The following is a 19,265-nucleotide window of genomic DNA, read 5'->3' on the forward strand; positions in this document are numbered from 1 at the left end:
GTCTGTTAGTCACCTTCTGAGCCGGGCGCCGCCGGCGGCGCGTCCGGTAATTGCGTATTGTTGTCGCCCAACAGGATATGATCGAGGATCTGGCGGGTAATGGTGCCGACAGCCGGGCCGGCGCCGCCGTTCTCCAAAATGATCGCCACCGACACCGTCGGGTTGTCATAAGGGGCGAACGCGGTCATCAGCTTGTGGTCGCGCAGATGCTCCGCAAGCTTGTGGGCGTTATAGGTTTCGTAACCGAATACCTGCGCGGTACCCGATTTCGCCGCGATTTTATACGGAGCGCTGGCAAAGAACTTGTGCGCCGTGCCGTTGGCGCGGTTGGCGACCCCGTACATACCGTCTTTGGCAATTTCCCAGAAGCCGGAGTGAATATCTCCGATTTGTGTCTGTTCTTCCTGGCGGAACGGCACCAGTGAACCATTTATTTTTTTACTGTGCAGCAGATGCGGCGTTTTCACCACGCCGTCGTTGATCAGAATATTCAGCGCCTTCGCCATCTGCAGCGGCGTCGCGGTCCAGTAACCCTGGCCGATGCCCACCGGGATGGTGTCGCCCTGATACCACGGCTTCTTATAGCGTTTGAGCTTCCATTCGCGGGTTGGCATCAGGCCGGAGCGCTCTTCGGACAGGTCGACGCCGGTATATTGGCCGTAGCCGAATTTTGTCAGCCAGCTGGACAGGCGGTCAATGCCCATATCGTAAGCGACCTGATAGAAATAGGTATCGGCGGATTCTTCCAGCGCTTTAGTGACGTTCAGGCGGCCATGGCCCCACTTTTTCCAGTCGCGGTAGCGCTTTTCCGACCCCGGCAACTGCCACCAGCCCGGATCGAACACGATGGTGTTTTTGGTGACCACGCCGGCGCTCAGCGCGGAGACGGCGATATAGGGTTTCACCGTGGACGCCGGCGGATAGACGCCCTGCGTGGCGCGGTTGATCAGCGGCCGGTTCGGGTCGTTCAGCAGGCCCTGATATTCCTTGTTGGAAATCCCGTCGACAAACATGTTCGGGTCGTAGCTGGGGTTGGAGACCATCGCCAGGATCCCGCCGGTGCGCGGATCGCTGACCACCACGGCGGCGCGGCTGCCGACCAGCAGCTGCTCGATATAGCGCTGCAGGTTGAGATCCAGCGTCAGGTAAACATCCTGGCCGGCGGAGGGCTGCTGCTCGTGCAGCTGGCGGATCACCCGGCCGCGGTTGTTAACCTCGACCTCTTCATAACCGGTTTTGCCGTGCAGCGTATCTTCGTAATAGCGTTCAATGCCCAGCTTGCCGATATCATGGGTGGCGGCGTAGTTGGCCAGCTTTTCTTCTTTGTTCAGGCGCGCGACGTCGCGATCGTTGATTTTCGACACATAGCCGATCACGTGGGTCAGGGCGGAGCCGTACGGGTAGTAGCGGCGCTGATAGCCTTTGACCTCAACGCCAGGGAAGCGGAACTGATTTACGGCGAAGCGCGCGACCTGGACTTCGGTCAGTGCGGTTTTCACCGGAATAGAGACGAAGCGGCGTGAGCGTTTACGCTCTTTTTCAAAATTGGCGATATCGTCATCGGTCAGATCGACCACCGGACGCAGCGCCTGCAGCGTGGCTTTCAGGTTATCGACTTTTTCCGGCATCAGCTCGAGCTGATAGATGGTGCGGTTGAGCGCCAGCGGCGTGCCGTTGCGATCGTAAATAATGCCGCGGCTGGGCGGGATCGGCACCAGTTTGATGCGGTTTTCGTTAGAGCGGGTGCGGTAATCCTCGAAGCGGACAATTTGCAAATTATACATATTGGCAATCAGGATGCAGGTCAGCACCAGAATGACCAAAAACGCCACCAGGGCGCGGCGTACAAACAGGGCTGATTCAGCCGAATAGTCGCGAAAAGGGTTACGTTCGATTTTCATCCCGCTGCTTTATTTCACTCTGTCACGATCGCCACAGGTTTACTCCCGGTGGTAAGGATGATTGGTGGTAATGCTCCAGGCGCGGTACAGGCTTTCCGCCACCAGAACGCGCACTAACGGATGCGGCAGCGTCAGCGGCGAGAGCGACCAGCTCTGCTCCGCTGCGGCTTTGCATGCCGGGGCCAGCCCTTCAGGTCCGCCAATCAGCAGGCTGACGTTGCGGCCGTCCTGCTTCCAGCGTTCCAGCTGCTGCGCCAGCTGCGGCGTATCCCACGGTTTGCCGGGGATATCCAGCGTAACAATTCTATTACCTTTACCGACGGCCGCCAGCATTTGTTCGCCTTCCTTTTCCAATATGCGTTTGATATCGGCATTTTTGCCGCGTTTGCCCGCCGGGACTTCGGTCAGTTCAAACGGCATATCTTTCGGAAAGCGGTGCAGATAATCCATAAAGCCGGTCTGCACCCAGTCCGGCATTTTGGTGCCAACTGCAACCAGTTGCAATTTCACCGCTTAGCTCCAGAGTTTTTCCAGTTCGTACAGCCGGCGGCTTTCTTCCTGCATGACGTGCACGATAACTTCGCCCAGATCGACAACGATCCAGTCGGAGGCCTCCTGGCCTTTCATGCCGTGCAGATCCATACCTGCGGCGCGGGACTCTTGCACCACGTGGTCGGCGATCGACATTACGTGACGCGTGGACGTGCCGGTGCAGATGATCATACAGTCGGTGATGCTGGATTTACCCTGAACGTTCAGAGCGATAATATCCTGGCCTTTAAGATCGTCAATCTTGTCGATAACGAAATCTTGGAGCGCTTTACCTTGCAAAGGTTCCCCCTGGGATGGTGAGCTGAAAAATAGCGGCGCAGTATATCACGCGCCTATCGCTAACGATATAAACCCTGTAATTCGATATAACGCTGCACCGGACGCGGCAGCAGATCGTCGCAGCTGGCGCCCTGATGGCGGCGTTCACGAATTTCGGTGGCGGAGATTTCCAGCAGCGGCGTATCCGCCAGGTACAGTGAGCCATGCGGCCGGCTGCGCAGCGCTGCCGGGTCGCTGACGCGGTGGGTATCCAGCCAGCGCTGTAACGCCGGCGTCTCCATGCGGTCGTCATAACCCGGGCGGGCCAGCACCAGCAGATGGCACAGGCTGAGCAGATCCTGCCAGCGTTGCCATTTGTGCAGGCTCAGCAGCGAATCCTGGCCGATGATAAACGCCAGCGGCTGATGCGGGCCGCGTTCCTGGCGAATCGCCTCCAGCGTTTCGACGGTATACGACGGCGTGGTGCGGTGTAGCTCGCGGTCGTCAACGGCAAACAGCGGGTTGCCGGCGATGGCCAGTTCAACCATTTGCAACCGCTGCTGCGCATTGGCTTCCGGCTGCGGGCGGTGCGGCGGAACGTGGTTCGGCAGCAGGGTGACCTGATTGAGGCCCACTTCCTGCGCCAGCGCTTCGACCGGCCGCAGATGGCCGTAATGGATGGGGTCGAACGTACCGCCGAACAGCGCGTGCAGCCCGGCGGCTGCTGTGGTGTTAGTAGACATCGGAAAAACTCGTAGCCAGCGGTTTACCGCAGATCAACATCGACAGGGATTCCAGCTCCGGCCAGACCGACTGGCCATAATCCTGCTTGAGGGTGAGCTCTATCTGCGCCAGCAGCCGCACCGCCTGCTGCAGCTGAGCGGCCGACAGGCGCTGCAGCGCCTGGGTCACCAGGCTGCGGCGGTTTTGCCAGACCTTGTGCTGATCGAACAGCGTGCGCAGCGGCGTTGTCGCCATCTGGCGCTGCAGGGTGAGCAACTGCATCAGCTCGCGCTGCAGCGTACGCAGTAGGATCACCGGTTCAACATCTTCCTGACGCAGCTGCTGCAGGATATGCCAGGCGCGTTTACTTTTACCGGCCAGCAGGGCGTCGAGCCAGTGATACGGGGAAAAGTGCGCGGCGTCATTCACCGCCTGCTCGACGCGCGGCAGCGTCAGCTTGCCGTCCGGATGCAGCAGAGCCAGACGCTCCAGCGCCTGCGCCAGCGCCAGCAGGTTGCCTTCGTAGCAGTAGCACAGCAGCTGATTGGCCGGCTCGTCCAGCGTCAACTGCATCGCTTTGGCGCGCTTGGCGACCCAGCGCGGCAGCTGCGCCTGTTCCGGCGTCTGGCAGGTGACGTAGACGCCGTTGGCGCCCAGCGCTTTGAACCAGGCGCTGTTTTCCTGCGCTTTGGTCAGCCGCGGGCCGCGCAGCAGCAGAATGATATCCTCATGCAGCAACGCCGCCAGTTTGACCAGCTGTTCGCCAATTGGCGCGGTCGGGCCGTTTTCCGGCAGGATCAGCAGCAGCGTCTGCCGGCTGGCGAACAGGCTCATCGACTGACAAATGCTGAAGATGGCGTCCCAGTCGGTATGGGCGTCAAGGGAGATGCTGTAATGTTCGCTGAACTGCTGCGCCGTGGCCGCCTGACGAATCAGGTCCTGGCTTTCCTGCAGCAGCAGCGGTTCATTACCGCACAGCAGATAACAAGCGCGCAGCCCCTCTCGGAGCTGCGCGGCAAGTTGTTCAGGATAGAGACGGGTCATTGCGCTGGGCGGCTTTCCGCGGCTTTATCGGCCGCTGCGGCCTGCTGCTGGGCTTCTTCTTCCGCAGCGTGCACCGTCAGCAGTTTACGCACCAACTGCTGCGCCGCCTGCTCGCGCATTTCCTGCAGGATGATCTCCTGCTCGGAGTCTTTTGCCAGCGCGGTCAGCGGGTTATCGAAGAACGAGCGGAAGACCTTGGCGTTGAGCGGGTAAATATCATGGCCCGGAATCAGCACCTGCGCATCCACCGTCATCACCATCTGGTACTCGGCGGTTTTACCGTCCTGGAAGATAGACACGGTATCCTGGCCCTGTGAGGAGCTGACAATGCGCAGCGACGGCACATCTTTACGCGTCGCGTCTTTCACGATGGTCACGCCGTTGGCGCGCAGCTGCGCGCGCACCGCGCGGGTCAGCGGACCGTACGGGTCATAGCTGTCCAGCATCAGCGTTTTCATTTCTGATGGTACCTGCGTGGTGCCACGCAGGTGAAAACCGCAGCCGGCGGTGATCAGCACCGCCAGCCCCAGCAACAACGTTGTAATACGAAGTCGCACAACCCCTCCTTGTGTTAACCCACAACCAGGTTAAGCAATTTGCCCGGAACGTAGATCACTTTACGAATCGTGACGCCGTCCAGATATTTAGCCACCAGATGCTCTTCGGCGGCGCGTTCACGCACTTGTTCTTCGCTGGCATCGGCCGGTACGGTAATTTTAGCGCGTACTTTGCCGTTAACCTGCACCACCACCAGTTTTGAATCTTCCACCATCGCGGCGTCATCGGCAACCGGCCATGGCGCGACGTCGATGTCGCCGGCGCCGCCCAGCGCCTGCCACAGGCTGAAGCAGACGTGCGGGGTGAACGGATACAGCATGCGAACCACCGCCAGCAGGGCTTCCTGCAGCAGCGCGCGATCCTGTTCGCTCTCCTGCGGCGCACGGCCCAGTTTGTTCATCAGCTCCATCACGGCGGCGATCGCAGTGTTGAAGGTCTGACGACGGCCGATATCGTCGGTGACTTTGGCAATCGTCTTGTGGACGTCGCGACGCAGCGCTTTCTGCGCGTCGTTCAGGGATGCCACGTCGAGCGGCTGCACCGCGCCTTTTTCCACGTGGTCATACGCCAGTTTCCACACGCGCTTCAGGAAGCGGTTCGCACCTTCCACGCCTGATTCCTGCCACTCCAGCGTCATTTCCGCCGGCGAGGCGAACATCATAAACAGACGCACGGTGTCGGCGCCGTATTTTTCCACCATTTCCTGCGGGTCGATGCCGTTGTTCTTCGACTTCGACATTTTGCTCATGCCAGCATAGACCAGTTCACGGCCTTGCGGATCGGTCGCTTTGGTAATGCGGCCTTTTTCATCGCGCTCGATGGTGGCGTCGACCGGGGAAACCCAGATGCGCTCGCCGTTGTTGCCGGTGTAGTAGAAGGCGTCTGCCAGCACCATGCCCTGACACAGCAGGCGTTTTGCCGGCTCGTCGGAGTCCACCAGGCCTGCGTCGCGCATCAGCTTGTGGAAGAAGCGGAAGTACATCAGGTGCATGATGGCGTGCTCGATGCCGCCGATATACTGATCGACCGGCAGCCAGTAGTTGGCCGCGGCCGGATCCAGCATGCCCTGATCGTACTGCGGGCAGGTATAGCGCGCGTAGTACCAGGAGGATTCCATAAAGGTATCGAAGGTGTCGGTCTCACGCAGCGCCGGCTGGCCGTTGACGGTGGTTTTCGCCCACTCCACGTCGGCTTTGATTGGGCTGGTGATGCCGTCCATCACGACGTCTTCCGGCAGCAGCACCGGCAGCTGATCTTCCGGCGTTGGCATCACGGTGCCGTCTTCCAGCGTCACCATTGGGATTGGCGCGCCCCAGTAGCGCTGACGGGATACGCCCCAGTCGCGCAGGCGGTAGTTAACCTTGCGCTGGCCGACGCCTTTTTCCACCAGTTTATCGGCGATGGCGTTGAAGCCGGCGTCGTGATCCAGGCCGTCAAACTCGCCGGAATTGAACAGCGCGCCTTTTTCCGTCATCGCTTCGCCGCTGATGTCCGGCTGGCTGCCGTCGAGGTTCAGGATTACCGCTTTGATCGGCAGGTTGTATTTGGTGGCGAACTCCCAGTCACGCTGGTCGTGCGCCGGCACCGCCATCACCGCGCCGGTGCCGTATTCCATCAGCACGAAGTTGGCGACCCAGATCGGCAGCTTTTCGCCGCTCAGCGGATGGATGGCGTACAGGCCGGTGGCCATGCCTTTTTTCTCCATGGTCGCCATATCGGCTTCCGCCACTTTGGTGTTGCGGCATTCTTCGATAAAGTCGCCCAGCGCCGGGTTATTGACCGCGCCCTGCTGCGCCAGCGGGTGGCCGGCGGCGACCGCGACGTAGGTGGCGCCCATAAAGGTATCCGGACGGGTGGTGTAGACGGTGACGTTTTCGTCGCTGCCGTCGACGTCGAAGGTGATTTCCACCCCTTCGGAGCGGCCAATCCAGTTGCGCTGCATGGTTTTGACCTGTTCAGGCCAGTCTTCGAGCTTGTCCAGGTCATTGAGCAGCTGATCGGCGTAATCGGTGATTTTGATAAACCACTGCGGGATCTCTTTACGTTCGACCTTGGTGTCGCAGCGCCAGCAGCAGCCGTCGATCACCTGTTCGTTGGCCAGCACCGTCATATCGTGCGGGCACCAGTTCACCGCCGAGGTTTTCTTGTAAACCAGGCCTTTTTCATACAGTTTGGTGAAGAACCACTGCTCCCAACGGTAGTAGTCAGGTTTGCAGGTGGCGATTTCACGGTCCCAGTCGTAGCCGAAGCCCAGCAGTTTCAGCTGGTTCTTCATATATTCGATGTTGTCGTAGGTCCACGGCGCCGGCGCGGTGTTGTTTTTTACCGCGGCGCCTTCCGCCGGCAGGCCGAAGGCGTCCCAGCCGATAGGCTGCAACACGTTTTTACCCAGCATGCGCTGGTAACGGGAGATCACGTCGCCGATGGTGTAGTTACGCACATGACCCATGTGTAGACGACCGGAAGGGTAAGGCAGCATGGAGAGGCAGTAATATTTCTCCTTGCCGGCGTCTTCGGTCACCTTAAACGTCTGTTTTTCTTGCCAATGGCTCTGTACGTTCGATTCTATCTCTTCGGGGCGGTATTGCTCTTGCATGGCGGCTGGTGGTCCTGTTAAGAAAACAGCTACGTCCGTAGCATAAATTGTTTAGTATTTAGATCCGCATAGCATAGCTGATAAGACCTGTTGGCAACAACTCCAAGCGCCGCCGTTGGCGCGTATTTCGTAAAAAGACGCCGGTATGCCGACACCGGTCGTGAAAATCCCGCCGTTAGCCAAGAGACATCAGCCATTTACGGCTAAAATAAGGGAAGATGGCTTAAGGGGAAATCCCGTCACTGGGGTCATTTCACGGGTTCATTGAGGAGAAGCTATGAACAAGGTTGCTCAGTACTACCGCGAACTGTTGGCGTCGCTGACCGAACGTCTGAAAAACGGTGAACGAGACATTGACCAGCTGGTTGCCAGCGCGGAAAAACGGCTGGATGAGGCCGGCGAGCTGACGCGCGATGAAGTGGCGCAGCTGAAGCAGGCGGTGCGGCGCGATCTGGAAGAGTTTGCCCGTAGCTATCAGGAGAGCCGCGAGGAGTTCAGCGACAGCGTGTTTATGCGGGTGATCAAGGAGAGCCTGTGGCAGGAGCTGGCGGACATTACCGACAAAACCCAGTTGGAGTGGCGTGAAGTGTTTAAAGACGTCAGCCACCACGGCGTGTATCACAGCGGTGAGGTGGTCGGCCTGGGCAATCTGGTGTGTGAGAAGTGTCACCATCACCTGGCGTTTTATACGCCGGAAGTGCTGCCGCGCTGCCCGAAGTGCGGACACGACCAGTTTCAGCGTCGGCCGTTTGAGCCTTAATGCGCCAGCGGCCCGCAGGTTTGAGGGCCGCTCTGGTAGCACCTTTACTAAAGAGGCGTGGCTTGCAGCTTGCCGTTGAGGCGCCATAGCGAAAAACTCGCGCCGTATATCCGGGCTGAGGGGTGAACGCCCCGTTGCTTTTTCTCAGGTGATTCCAGGATAACCATAAAGTTATAGGCTTTTCCCGCGGCAAATGCGTAACCGAAATCAGTAACGCATCGTTCTGCTGACGCGCTCACCGCCAGCCCGTATTTTTCTAACGTATTGTTATCGCTGCCGACTTCATTAATACGTATCGTTACGATCTGTTCATCCGCTTCGGGCTGAACAATAACGCACACCTTGTTTGCCACGGTAGTGACCGGCGCTTTATAGTGCTTTGGCCTTGGATCGTTGAGGTGCATACAGCCGGTAAGTAACAGTAGCGGTATAGCGATGACTAAGGATCTTTTTATTATATTCATGGAGTTAATTGATAGAATTTATCACCAGCTCACCGTTCCTGTCTGTTAAAGTGAAGCCAACACCATATGCTCGTCCTGCAGGTACGATTCCTTTTTTCTCTTTATCTCGTGATTGCAGGGTGATGGAAACGGTGTAAGCATGACCGGCTTTAAACGGATAGTTGTATGTTGGTATACATTTATCCGATGAAACTTTTAATCCGTCATTATCAAAAACTTTATTGAACCCGTTTTCTTTGTTAGCTATCTCTTCGATATTCAGAGTGATCATCTTTTCATCCCCCTCTGGCTGAGTTAACACGCAGATGTGATTGGCCACGACCACTGCGGATGCATTATAGATTTTTGCGCGCGGATCGCCGAGGTGGAAGCAGCCGCTAAGGAGTGAAGCGAGGATGAGCGGGGTGAGCGTTTTTATCATGGTCATCATGGTGATAGAAAAGTTGAGGGAAGTATGTTTTTCCATCGTTTACGTCTTATCTGTGCCAACTTAATTGATAGAGCTTATAACCAGCTCTTCATCCTTACCCGTTAAGGTGAAGCTGATATCGTATAAGCGAGCTGTCGGCACAATGCCCTTTCTCTTTTTATCTTGCGAACGCAGGGTGATGGAAACGTTATAAGTATGACCAGATTTAAACGGATAGTTGTATGTTGGTATACATTTATCAGCTGAAACTGCTACGCCGCCAGCATCATAAATTTTGTTGAGTATGCTGTCCTCTTTACCAGCTTCATCAATAGTGAGATTTACCATTTTTTCATCCCCTTGGGGTTGAATTAACACGCAGATGTGATTGGCCACGACCACTGCGGATGCATTATAGATTTTTGCGCGCGGATCGCCGAGATGGAAACAGCCGCTAAGCAGTAAGGGTAAAATAAAAAATAATTTTCTCATCGTTATCACCGCTGTTTGAAAAAGTTCGATAAAGTATACTCATACTTATGAGTGATGTATTTATCAGTGACCCCGCGAAAGTTTATAATATTACCAACTTTTGTCAGCCACTCATTATAACCGCGTTTTTTAAGATAAAAATAATCCGCGATGATAGAGGCCTGCTGTTCCATCGGGTAGTCCTTAAGCCTTTTTTTGCCATCCAGTCGGTAAGTATAATCTGCAATCCAGCTGAAAAGCCCGCGGCTTCTGACCCACATGCCATGCTGATATTGCCATACGTGTGCGAGTTCGTGGATAAAAATATGCTGTCTGTTTATTGATGTAGTTGAAAAATCCGGGCGATATAAAGCTCGCCGGAACCATAATTCACCATTTGGCGCCATCGCGGTATGGCTGGCCTGCAGGCCAAAGGGCAGGTAGCTGTCGCAGTGAACCCTTACGGTATTATAAATAATTGAGTTACCAAATATTGAACGGGCTAATATTACTTCGCCAAGCGTTAGCGGACGGGTAATACCTTCCTGTATCTCTGTTGTTTGCTCCATTTCTGGGACTCCCTGTCCAGAATAAAAGCGGATAGAACTATTTATCTTCCGTGGAGTCAATAGCGGAACGCGTTAGCTGTTTTCCATTTTTCGACGTAAATAGCAAGCCGGGCCGCATTATCGGCCCGGTTAAAGACGGCTATTTATTTTTCGCCGTTCTGGCGGCAGGAATAACGCGTCAGGCAGTCAAGCAATAGCGCGATAAAACCGTCCCGGTCAATATCGGTCAGCACCTGCACGTTGGGCGCATTACCGCTTTGCTGCAGATCGTCCACCACGGTTTGCCCCAGGGTATATTCGCCCTTGGTTTCCACGCCGACCCAGCGTTCGCGGCTGTTAAACAGCTGCGGTGCCAGCAGCCAGGCGATGGTGCACGGGTCATGCATCGCGGCGCCCGGCAGTCCGCGCGGGTGGTTGAGGTACATCGGCAGGTAGAAGTCGAGCATTTCGGCCACCGCCTGCGCTACCGGGTTGGCGATGGCGCGGATGCGTTCCGCCTCCTGCGGCAGCACAAACGCCTGATGGGTCACGTTGAGTCCCGCCATGGTCAGCGGCACGCCGGACTGCAGGACCATTTGCGCCGCTTCCGGATCGACGTAGATATTAAACTCGGCCACCGGCGTGGCGTTGCCGCCATGCAGCGCGCCGCCCATAAAGACGATGCGCTCGATGCGCGGTTTGAGTTCGGGATGCTGCGCCAGCAGCAGGGCGATATTGGTCATCGGCCCGGTGACCACCAGCGTGATCGGCTCCGGGCTGGTGCGCAGCAGGCCGGCGATCAGTTCAACCGCGCTGTGCGGCGCCGGCTCGATACCCGGCGTCGGCAGGCGGGTGTGACCCATGCCGGTGCTGCCGTGTACGTGCTCTGCAATCACCAGCTCGCGCAGCAGCGGTTTGGCGGCGCCGGCGGCCACCGGTATATCTTCCCGCTGCATCAGCGTCAGCAGGCCGAGGGCGTTATGCAGGGTTTTCTCCGGCGTCTGGTTGCCGGCGGAGGTGGTGATGGCCTTGACGTCCAGCTGCGGCGCGCGCAGCGCCATCGCCAGCGCAATGGCGTCATCAAGTCCGGGGTCGCAATCGATAATAATAGGGCGTGGCATCGTATTCTCTCTGCTCTTGTGGATTTACCTCGAGCATCGGATCAAAGCGGTCGGGAAACAAGGACTTTTCATGCGCCCCGGCCGGGGCGCATGGGGCGGATCAGTGCAAAATTTTCGCCAGGAAGTCTTTGGCGCGCTCGGACTGCGGGTTGTTAAAGAACTCGTCCTTATCACGGTCCTCAACGATTTTACCTTCATCCATAAAGATAACCCGGTTGGCCACCTTGCGGGCGAAGCCCATTTCGTGGGTGACCACCATCATGGTCATGCCTTCCTGCGCCAGTTCGACCATCACGTCCAGCACCTCGTTGATCATCTCCGGATCCAGCGCCGAGGTGGGTTCATCAAACAGCATGGCGATCGGATCCATACACAGCGCACGGGCGATCGCCACGCGCTGCTGTTGGCCGCCGGAAAGCTGCGCCGGATATTTGTCCGCGTGGGCGGTCAGCCCGACGCGTTTAAGCAGCGCCTGACCCTTTTCACGCGCCGCCGCCTTGTCGCGCTTGAGCACTTTGACCTGCGCCAGGATCAGGTTTTCGATGATCGACAGGTGCGGGAACAGTTCAAAATGCTGAAACACCATGCCGACTTTGGCGCGCAGCTGCGCCAGATTGGTGGATTTCAGGTTGACCTGGGTGTCGTTGACGCGGATTTCTCCCTGTTGGATCGGCTCCAGCCCGTTAACGGTTTTGATCAAGGTCGACTTGCCTGAGCCTGAAGGACCGCAGACCACGACGACCTCGCCTTTTTTTACTTCTGTGGAGCAGTCGGTCAGCACTTGGAAGTGACCGTACCACTTGGAAACATTTTTCAGGGAAATCATCAAACAGTCCTTTTCTTCAAATAGCTTACCAGCGCCGAGGCGGCAATGCTGATGACAAAGTAGACAAAGCCGGCGAACAGGATCATTTCCACCTGCGTGCCGTCACGTTCGCCGATGGTCGAAGCGGTGCGGAAGAAGTCAGCCAGGCTCAGTACGTAAACCAGCGACGTATCCTGGAACAGTACGATGCCCTGCGTCAGCAGCAGCGGCACCATGGCGCGGAACGCCTGCGGCAAAATCACCAGCTGCATCGACTGCCAGTGGCTCATGCCCAGCGCCAGCGCTGCGGAGGACTGGCCGCGCGATACGCTCTGGATCCCCGCGCGGATAATCTCCGAGTAGTAGGCGGCCTCGAACAGCGAAAAGGCGACCATCGCCGAGATCAGACGAATATCGGTTTGTGGCGACAGCCCAAGAACCTTTTGTAATAAGCTAGGCACCACCAGATAGAACCACAGCAGCACCATCACCAGCGGCACCGAGCGGAACAGGTTGACGTAGAGCGTGGCGAACCAGCTGATTGGCTTAAAGGGGGACAGGCGCATTACCGCCAGCAGCGTACCCCAGATGATGCCGAAAATAATCGCCGTGACGGTGATTTTCAGGGTGACTACCATGCCTTGCAGCAGGTAGGGGAAGCTTGGCACAATCGATGCCCAGTCAAATTCGTACATTATTTGCTCCCCATATTGCCGGGCAACTGCACTTTACGTTCCACCATGCGCATAATCAGCATAATGACCGCGTTGATGCCGATATAGGCCAACGTAATTGCAGTGAATGATTCATAGGCGTGTGCGGAGTAGTCCAACAGCTTGCCGGCCTGGGCGGCCATATCCACCAGGCCAATGGTGGAAGCGATCGCCGAGTTTTTCACCAGGTTCAGCATTTCCGAGGTCATCGGCGGGACGATCACCCGGTAGGCGTTCGGCAGCAGCACGTAGCGGTAGGTTTGCGGCAGCGTTAGCCCCATCGCCAGCCCGGCGGCCTGTTGCCCGCGCGGCAGGGATTGGATCGCGGCGCGCACCTGCTCGCAGACGCGGGCGGCGGTAAACAGCCCCAGGCACAGCATGGAGGAGACAAAAAACTGTACGTTCGGGTCGAGCTCGGTTTTAAACCACATGCCGAGATCCGGCGGCAGCAGCTCCGGCACCACCAGATACCAGGTAAAGAACTGTACGATCAGCGGCACGTTGCGAAACAGCTCAACGTAGACGGTGCCGATGCCGGACAGGAAACGGTTGGGCACGGTGCGCAGAATTCCGAACAGCGAACCGACGAAGAAAGCGATGATCCATGCGCAGACGGAGAGGGCGACCGTTACCTGAAAGCCGGACCAGATCCAGCCCAGATAGGTGGTATTGCCGAACGGCGCCTGCTGCAGGAAGATCCCCCAGTTCCAATCTATAGACATAAAAACTCCGATAAGCAGATCTCCCGTCACCGTTCACGCTGCCGGTAAGGACGGTGCAGCGGTGAGGGGATGAAACATTGACGGCTGTCTGACGCCGGGCGCGGCGGCCAGTTAGGCTGGCTCATCGGTGCGCGCTGGCGTCGGGGAAAAATCCGGCAGGGGAACGGCCTGCCGGATACCTGTCTGTCCCGCCGTCAACGGGGCGGGGCCGGCGTTGCCGCCGTTCCCGCTTTGTTGTTATTAGTTCAGAACCTTATCGTTAGGCGCTTTGAACAGCTGCTTCATATCGTCGGACAGCTCAAAGTTCATATTCAGATTTTTTGGCGGGATAGGCTGTTTAAACCACTTATCAAACCATTTGGCGGCTTCGCCGGAGGTCTGCGCCTGAGCGATGGTGTCATCAACCAGTTTTTTGAAGTCGGCGTCGTCTTTACGCATCATGCAGCCGTAGGCTTCTTTTGACTGCGGCGTGCCGATGATTTCCCACTGGTCCGGTTTTTTGGCTTTGGCGCGTTCGCCGGCCAGCAGTGCGTCATCCATCATAAACGCCACCGCGCGGCCGCTTTCCAGCGTGCGGAACGAGTCGCCGTGGTCTTTGGCGCTGATGATGCGCATTTTCATGTTGTCCTTATCGTTCAGCTTGTTCAGCAGCACTTCGGAGGTGGTGCCGGAGGTGACCACCACCGGTTTGCCGGCCAGGTCTTTGAAGTCTTTCACTTCGGAGCCTTTTTTCGCCAGCAGACGGGTGCCGACGATAAAGATGGTATCGGAGAAAGCGGCCTGTTTCTGGCGTTCGACGTTATTGGTGGTGGAGCCGCACTCGAAGTCATAGGTGCCGTTCTGCAGCAGCGGAATACGGTTCTGCGAGGTGATAGGCAGCAGTTTCACTTTAAGATCGGGGGCGTTAAGTTTTTTCTTGATGGCCTCGACGATTTGGTCTGAGTAGGTCTGAGAATAGCCCACCACTTTCTGCTGGTTGTCGTAATAGGAGAAAGGAACTGAAGATTCACGGTGACCGACAACGATCACGCCGTTGTCTTTGATTTTCTTCAGCGTGCCGGTTAATTCTTCCGCGTGGGCTACGCTGCCTGCCATCCCAATCAGCAGTAACGATAACGCCAGTTTACGCATGTGCATGGTCCAACTCCTTGCTGTTGTGGTGGTTCTGACGAAAGCGCGTCAGAGTGAAAATGGTTGTTTGTTGCTCACATTATAAAGATAGTCTTAGAACAGATTACCGTTAGAAAATAGCTGATTGTGAACAAAATGAAACCAATATGTTTCGTAATTTGAGACATCACGCGCACCAAATAGAGGCAATAAAACCCGGCGGCACCGTTATGGTGCGGCGGATTTGCCAGGCCGCGTGATCTCAGGTAATGCTGCCGCGCAGGGCAGGAGAAATAAAGCAAGGAGCATGCCAGGAGGGGGAGACTGAGCGGAAGAAAAAGGGGACACGCGGCGGCGTCCCCATAAAGCAGATTAACGGCGGCGCAGGCCGAACAGCAGCGCCAGGCCGCCCAGCAGCGCGGTAATTACCCACAGCGGCAGCGCGCCGAAGCGGGCGTACGGCGTGATGCCGGTGGTTGGCGTTACCTTCACTTCCAGCACCTGACGGGTAAACTGCGGGATCTCGGCAATGACGTCGCCGGTAGGCCCAACCGCGGCGGTGACGCCGTTATTGGTGCTGCGCAGCAGCGGCCGGCCCAGCTCCAGGGCGCGCATGCGCGCCATCTGGAAGTGCTGCCACGGACCGATGGAGTGGCCAAACCAGGCGTCGTTGGAGATGGTCAGCAGGAAATTGGTATCCGGGCGGAAGTTGTCGCGCACCTGTTGGCCGAGCACGATTTCATAGCAAATCGCCGCCGTCAGATCGTAGCCCTGCACTTTGATCGGCGACTGGACGTAATCGCCGCGGCTGAAGGAGGACATCGGCAGATCGAAGAACGGCGCCAGCGGCCGCAGCAGCGTTTCCAGCGGTACAAACTCGCCGAACGGCACCAGGTGATGCTTGTTGTAACGGTCGGCGGCCGGGTAGCGGTACGGCGCCTGTTCACCCAGCACGATGACGCTGTTGAAGTATTCCGTCCCCTGCCGGGTGGCGCGGGCGTCCACGATGCCGGTAATCAGGCTGCTGTGTTTGGCGCGCACCAGATCGTCCATCATGGTCAGAAAACCGTTCTGGTTGCTTTCCACGTCAGGAATGGCCGACTCCGGCCAGATAATGATCGGCGCCTTGCCCACATAAGGGCGGGTGGCGTCCAGATAGGCCTGCAGCGTGCTGACCAGCGCCTGCGGATCCCACTTCAGCGACTGGGCGATATTGCCCTGCACCATGGCGACGTTAACCGCCTTGTCGGGCTGCGGGGTAAACCAGTGCAGCTGACGCAGCGGCCACGGCAGCAGCAGCATGGCGACGGCGATAACCGCCGGCAGGATGCGGCGGCGCGCGACGGCGTACACCAGCAGGCCGCTGAGCGACATCAGCACCAACGTGATGCTGTCGACGCCCAGCAGCGGCGCCAGCCCCTTCAGCGGACCGTCGATCTGGCTGTAGCCGAACTGCAGCCAGGGGAAGCCGGTCAGCACCCAGCCGCGCAGGAATTCGGTGACCTGCCACAGCGCCGGGGCGGCGATCGCCAGCCGCAGCCAGTGGGTGCGCGGCCAGAGGCGCGTCAGCAGGCCGGCAAACAGCCCGGTGTACAGCGACAGGTAGGCGGCAAGCAGCACCACCAGGAAGATATTGACGGCGAACGGCATGCCGCCGAAGTCGGCGATACTGACGTAGACCCAGTTGACGCCGCTGCCAAACAGCCCCATTCCCCACAGAAAGCCGAGCAGCGCCGATTGGCGCACGCTGCGATCAAGCGTGACCGCCAGCAGCCCGCACAGGGAAACGATGGCCGCCGGCCAGATATCATAAGGGGAGAACGCTAGCGTGCCGCAGGCGCCGGTCAACAGCGCCAGCAGGGCGCGAACCCGCTGGCGATCGAATAAAGAGGCGTTGGCCATGTGAAATTTAGTCTTCCAGTTTCGGTTGCGGAGCGTTGTCCGGAATTTTTACATGAACCTGGATGATACGTCGACTGTCGGCCATGGCAACTTTAAACAGGTAACCTTCGATTTCAATGGTTTCCCCGCGGGTTGGCAGATGGCCGAAGGCCTGCATGATCAGGCCGCCGATGGTATCGACCTCATCATCGCTGAAGTGGGTATCGAAGGCCTCGTTGAAGTCTTCAATCGCGGTCAGCGCGCGCACGGTGTACATATGGCGGCTGAGCTGGCGGATATCACGATCTTCCTCATCGTCATATTCGTCTTCGATTTCACCGACAATCAGTTCCAGAATGTCTTCAATGGTCACCAGACCGGAAACGCCGCCGAACTCGTCGATGACGATCGCCATATGGTAACGCTGGGAGCGGAACTCCTTCAGCATGCGGTCGACCCGCTTGCTTTCCGGCACCACCACCGCCGGGCGCAGTACCCGATCGATGCTGAACGGCTCGGATTCCGCGCGCATAAACGGCAGCAGGTCCTTGGCCATCAGGATGCCTTCAATATGGTCTTTGTCTTCGCTGATCACCGGGAAGCGCGAGTGGGCGGAGTCGATGATCACATCCAGGCACTCTTCCAGCGACTGATTACGTTTGAGCGTAATCATCTGGGAGCGGGGGATCATGATATCGCGCACCCGCTGTTCGGCGATATCCATCACCCCTTCCAGCATATCGCGGGTATCGGGGTCGATCAGATCGTTCTGTTCGGAGTCGCGGATCAGTTCAACCAGATCGTCACGGTTTTTTGGTTCACCGTGGAATAACTGGTTAAGGAGCAGGGTAAAGAACCCCTTCTTGCTACTGGGGCTGTCGTTGCTTTGAGAATTGTCGTCGCTCATGGCGTTTTAGTTAATATCACTCATGTCAGAGTAAGGGGTTAGCGACAGCCCCGCGGGCGGGGCTGTGGGGTAATCAGCTAACGTCAAGTGGGATCTTTTTCCGCCAGATAGGGGTCGGGATAGCCCAGCCCCTGCATGATGTCGGTTTCCAAAGATTCCATTTCTTCGGCTTCATCATCGTCGATGTGGTCATACCCTAGCAGATGAAGGCAGCCGTGAACAACCATATGCGCCCAGTGGGCCTCCAGCGCCTTGCCCTGTTCGCCGGCTTCCTGCTCAACCACCTGCCGGCAGATGATCAAATCGCCCAGCAGCGGCAGTTCAATGCCCGGCGGCGCTTCAAACGGGAAGGAGAGCACGTTGGTCGGTTTATCCTTGCCGCGGTAGGTCAGGTTCAGCTCATGGCTTTCCGCCTCGTCCACCAGACGGATGGTGACCTCCGACTCGGGCTGAAACTGCGGCAGCACGCTGTCCAGCCAGCGCTGGAACGCGGCTTCGTCAGGCAGGCCGGCGGCGTTTTCACAGGCAATTTGCAAATCGAGAATGACCTGGCTCATGGCGTCTCCTGCTCGGAGGCCAGCTGCGCCTCGCGCTTGCGCTGTTCCGCGAGCGCCTCTTTGCGCTTCTGCTCTTCGGCTTCCCAGGCTTCATAGGCGATGACCACGCGCGCCACCACCGGGTGACGCACCACGTCTTCGCTGTGGAAGAAGTTAAAGCTGATCTCTTCCACCGCGGACAGCACTTCCACCGCGTGGCGCAGGCCGGATTTCTGGTTACGCGGCAGGTCGATCTGCGTCACGTCGCCGGTAATCACCGCTTTGGAGTTGAAGCCGATGCGCGTCAGGAACATCTTCATCTGTTCGATGGTGGTGTTCTGGCTCTCGTCGAGAATGATAAAGGCGTCGTTCAGGGTGCGGCCGCGCATATAGGCCAGCGGCGCGACTTCAATCACGTTGCGTTCGATCAGCTTCTCGACGCGTTCAAAGCCCAGCATTTCAAACAGGGCGTCGTACAGCGGACGCAGGTAAGGGTCGACCTTCTGGCTGAGGTCTCCGGGCAGGAAGCCGAGCTTTTCACCCGCTTCTACCGCCGGACGGGTCAGCAGAATGCGGCGCACTTCCTGCCGCTCCAGCGCATCGACCGCGGCGGCCACCGCCAGGTAGGTTTTACCGGTACCGGCCGGGCCGATGCCGAAGGTGATGTCGTGGTCGAGAATATTGGCGATGTACTGCGCCTGGTTCGGCGTACGCGGCTTCACCATGCCGCGTTTGGTTTTGATGTTCACCGCTTTGCCGTAGTCCGGCACGCTGTCGGCGACCTGTTCCAGTACGCGGCTCTCTTTGATCGCCAGATGGATCTGTTCCGGGTCGATATCGGGGATCACGCCGCGGATCGGCGCCGTGTCCACGTACAGGTGGCGCAGAATATCGGCGGCGGCCACCACGCAGGGGTTTTTACCGACCAGTTTAAACCGGTTGTCACGGCGGCTGATTTCAATCCCCAGCCGGCGTTCGAGCTGTTTGATATTGTCATCAAACGGGCCGCACAGGCTGAGCAAACGCTGATTGTCTGCGGGCTCTAACAGAATTTCTTGTGTTGCGACGTTCAAACTATTCCTCTAGGTCACATCGGGCCTGTTGATGTCACGTTGCGCGTACGGGACGCGCGCGTTCAGGGCAAAACCTGAGTCATCTCTATCCGGCATCATACTTCCGGCAGCGC

Annotated in this window: 21 protein-coding genes; 1 reads left to right on the forward strand and 20 read right to left on the reverse strand. The window is 57.8% G+C overall.

Features of this window, described 5'->3' with window-relative positions:
• Positions 1 to 5 precede the first annotated feature (5 nt).
• Genes mrdA through leuS form a run of 7 tightly spaced genes read right to left on the reverse strand, consistent with a single transcriptional unit; the run spans position 6 to position 7,632 of the window.
• Positions 6 to 1,901, reverse strand: a complete 1,896-nt coding sequence (gene mrdA, locus D781_RS05320; RefSeq protein WP_015671292.1) for a peptidoglycan DD-transpeptidase MrdA — start codon at positions 1,899 to 1,901, stop codon at positions 6 to 8.
• A 39-nt stretch (positions 1,902 to 1,940) separates the two neighbouring features.
• The gene (gene rlmH / locus D781_RS05325) at positions 1,941 to 2,411 is read right to left on the reverse strand and encodes a 23S rRNA (pseudouridine(1915)-N(3))-methyltransferase RlmH (protein WP_015671293.1); all 471 of its coding nucleotides are present in this window, start codon (positions 2,409 to 2,411) and stop codon (positions 1,941 to 1,943) included.
• Positions 2,412 to 2,414: 3 nt separating this feature from the next.
• Entirely contained in the window at positions 2,415 to 2,732 is a 318-nt protein-coding gene (gene rsfS / locus D781_RS05330; protein ID WP_015671294.1) for a ribosome silencing factor, read from the reverse strand.
• 59 nt (positions 2,733 to 2,791) lie between these two features.
• Positions 2,792 to 3,454, reverse strand: a complete 663-nt coding sequence (gene nadD, locus D781_RS05335; protein ID WP_015671295.1) for a nicotinate-nucleotide adenylyltransferase — start codon at positions 3,452 to 3,454, stop codon at positions 2,792 to 2,794.
• Positions 3,444 to 4,478 carry a DNA polymerase III subunit delta gene (gene holA / locus D781_RS05340; protein ID WP_015671296.1) on the reverse strand — a complete coding sequence of 345 codons (1,035 nt, stop codon included), beginning with the start codon at positions 4,476 to 4,478 and terminating at the stop codon, positions 3,444 to 3,446. The genes nadD and holA overlap by 11 nt, the downstream gene beginning before the upstream one ends.
• On the reverse strand, positions 4,475 to 5,035 hold the full coding sequence (lptE, locus tag D781_RS05345) for an LPS assembly lipoprotein LptE (protein ID WP_015671297.1): 561 nt from the start codon (positions 5,033 to 5,035) through the stop codon (positions 4,475 to 4,477). Before lptE ends, holA begins: the two co-directional genes overlap by 4 nt.
• A 14-nt stretch (positions 5,036 to 5,049) precedes the next feature.
• A complete protein-coding gene (gene leuS / locus D781_RS05350) occupies positions 5,050 to 7,632 on the reverse strand; it encodes a leucine--tRNA ligase (protein WP_015671298.1) in 2,583 nt (860 codons plus the stop codon).
• Positions 7,633 to 7,909: 277 nt separating this feature from the next.
• Here leuS and D781_RS05355 point away from each other — a divergent pair, with 277 nt between their 5' ends.
• Positions 7,910 to 8,392 carry a zinc ribbon-containing protein gene (locus tag D781_RS05355; protein ID WP_015671299.1) on the forward strand — a complete coding sequence of 161 codons (483 nt, stop codon included), beginning with the start codon at positions 7,910 to 7,912 and terminating at the stop codon, positions 8,390 to 8,392.
• Between the two features lie 47 nt (positions 8,393 to 8,439).
• Here D781_RS05355 and D781_RS05360 read toward each other — a convergent pair whose 3' ends face one another.
• The 13 genes from D781_RS05360 to D781_RS05420 all read right to left on the reverse strand — a co-directional run bounded on the left by D781_RS05360 (position 8,440) and on the right by D781_RS05420 (position 19,152).
• The gene (locus D781_RS05360; protein ID WP_015671300.1) at positions 8,440 to 8,856 is read right to left on the reverse strand and encodes a putative T6SS immunity periplasmic lipoprotein; all 417 of its coding nucleotides are present in this window, start codon (positions 8,854 to 8,856) and stop codon (positions 8,440 to 8,442) included.
• A gap of 4 nt (positions 8,857 to 8,860) precedes the next feature.
• Positions 8,861 to 9,322 carry a putative T6SS immunity periplasmic lipoprotein gene (locus tag D781_RS05365; RefSeq protein ID WP_015671301.1) on the reverse strand — a complete coding sequence of 154 codons (462 nt, stop codon included), beginning with the start codon at positions 9,320 to 9,322 and terminating at the stop codon, positions 8,861 to 8,863.
• A 24-nt stretch (positions 9,323 to 9,346) separates the two neighbouring features.
• Positions 9,347 to 9,766 carry a putative T6SS immunity periplasmic lipoprotein gene (locus D781_RS05370; protein WP_015671302.1) on the reverse strand — a complete coding sequence of 140 codons (420 nt, stop codon included), beginning with the start codon at positions 9,764 to 9,766 and terminating at the stop codon, positions 9,347 to 9,349.
• A complete protein-coding gene (locus D781_RS05375) occupies positions 9,763 to 10,305 on the reverse strand; it encodes a hypothetical protein (protein ID WP_015671303.1) in 543 nt (180 codons plus the stop codon). The genes D781_RS05370 and D781_RS05375 overlap by 4 nt, the downstream gene beginning before the upstream one ends.
• 143 nt (positions 10,306 to 10,448) lie before the next feature.
• A complete protein-coding gene (gene rihA, locus D781_RS05380) occupies positions 10,449 to 11,405 on the reverse strand; it encodes a pyrimidine-specific ribonucleoside hydrolase RihA (protein ID WP_015671304.1) in 957 nt (318 codons plus the stop codon).
• A 100-nt stretch (positions 11,406 to 11,505) separates the two neighbouring features.
• Complete coding sequence (locus D781_RS05385) at positions 11,506 to 12,231, reverse strand: amino acid ABC transporter ATP-binding protein (RefSeq protein ID WP_015671305.1); 726 nt, start codon at positions 12,229 to 12,231, stop codon at positions 11,506 to 11,508.
• A complete protein-coding gene (gene gltK / locus D781_RS05390) occupies positions 12,231 to 12,905 on the reverse strand; it encodes a glutamate/aspartate ABC transporter permease GltK (protein WP_015671306.1) in 675 nt (224 codons plus the stop codon). Before gltK ends, D781_RS05385 begins: the two co-directional genes overlap by 1 nt.
• Positions 12,905 to 13,645, reverse strand: coding sequence for an amino acid ABC transporter permease (locus D781_RS05395; RefSeq protein WP_015671307.1), 741 nt, complete (start codon positions 13,643 to 13,645; stop codon positions 12,905 to 12,907). Before D781_RS05395 ends, gltK begins: the two co-directional genes overlap by 1 nt.
• Before the next feature lie 240 nt (positions 13,646 to 13,885).
• Positions 13,886 to 14,782: an amino acid ABC transporter substrate-binding protein gene (locus D781_RS05400; protein ID WP_015671308.1), complete on the reverse strand. Its 897-nt coding sequence runs from the start codon at positions 14,780 to 14,782 to the stop codon at positions 13,886 to 13,888.
• Positions 14,783 to 15,127: 345 nt separating this feature from the next.
• Positions 15,128 to 16,657 (reverse strand): apolipoprotein N-acyltransferase, encoded by a 1,530-nt coding sequence (gene lnt / locus D781_RS05405; RefSeq protein ID WP_015671309.1) that lies wholly within the window; start codon positions 16,655 to 16,657, stop codon positions 15,128 to 15,130.
• Between the two features lie 7 nt (positions 16,658 to 16,664).
• On the reverse strand, positions 16,665 to 17,543 hold the full coding sequence (corC, locus tag D781_RS05410; protein WP_015671310.1) for a CNNM family magnesium/cobalt transport protein CorC: 879 nt from the start codon (positions 17,541 to 17,543) through the stop codon (positions 16,665 to 16,667).
• Between the two features lie 83 nt (positions 17,544 to 17,626).
• Positions 17,627 to 18,100: an rRNA maturation RNase YbeY gene (ybeY, locus tag D781_RS05415; protein WP_015671311.1), complete on the reverse strand. Its 474-nt coding sequence runs from the start codon at positions 18,098 to 18,100 to the stop codon at positions 17,627 to 17,629.
• Positions 18,097 to 19,152, reverse strand: a complete 1,056-nt coding sequence (locus D781_RS05420) for a PhoH family protein (RefSeq protein WP_015671312.1) — start codon at positions 19,150 to 19,152, stop codon at positions 18,097 to 18,099. The genes ybeY and D781_RS05420 overlap by 4 nt, the downstream gene beginning before the upstream one ends.
• Between the last annotated feature and the right edge of the window lie 113 nt (positions 19,153 to 19,265).

This window comes from Serratia sp. FGI94, assembly GCF_000330865.1.
In the GTDB taxonomy this organism is placed as follows: Bacteria; Pseudomonadota; Gammaproteobacteria; order Enterobacterales; family Enterobacteriaceae; genus Serratia_B; species Serratia_B rubidaea.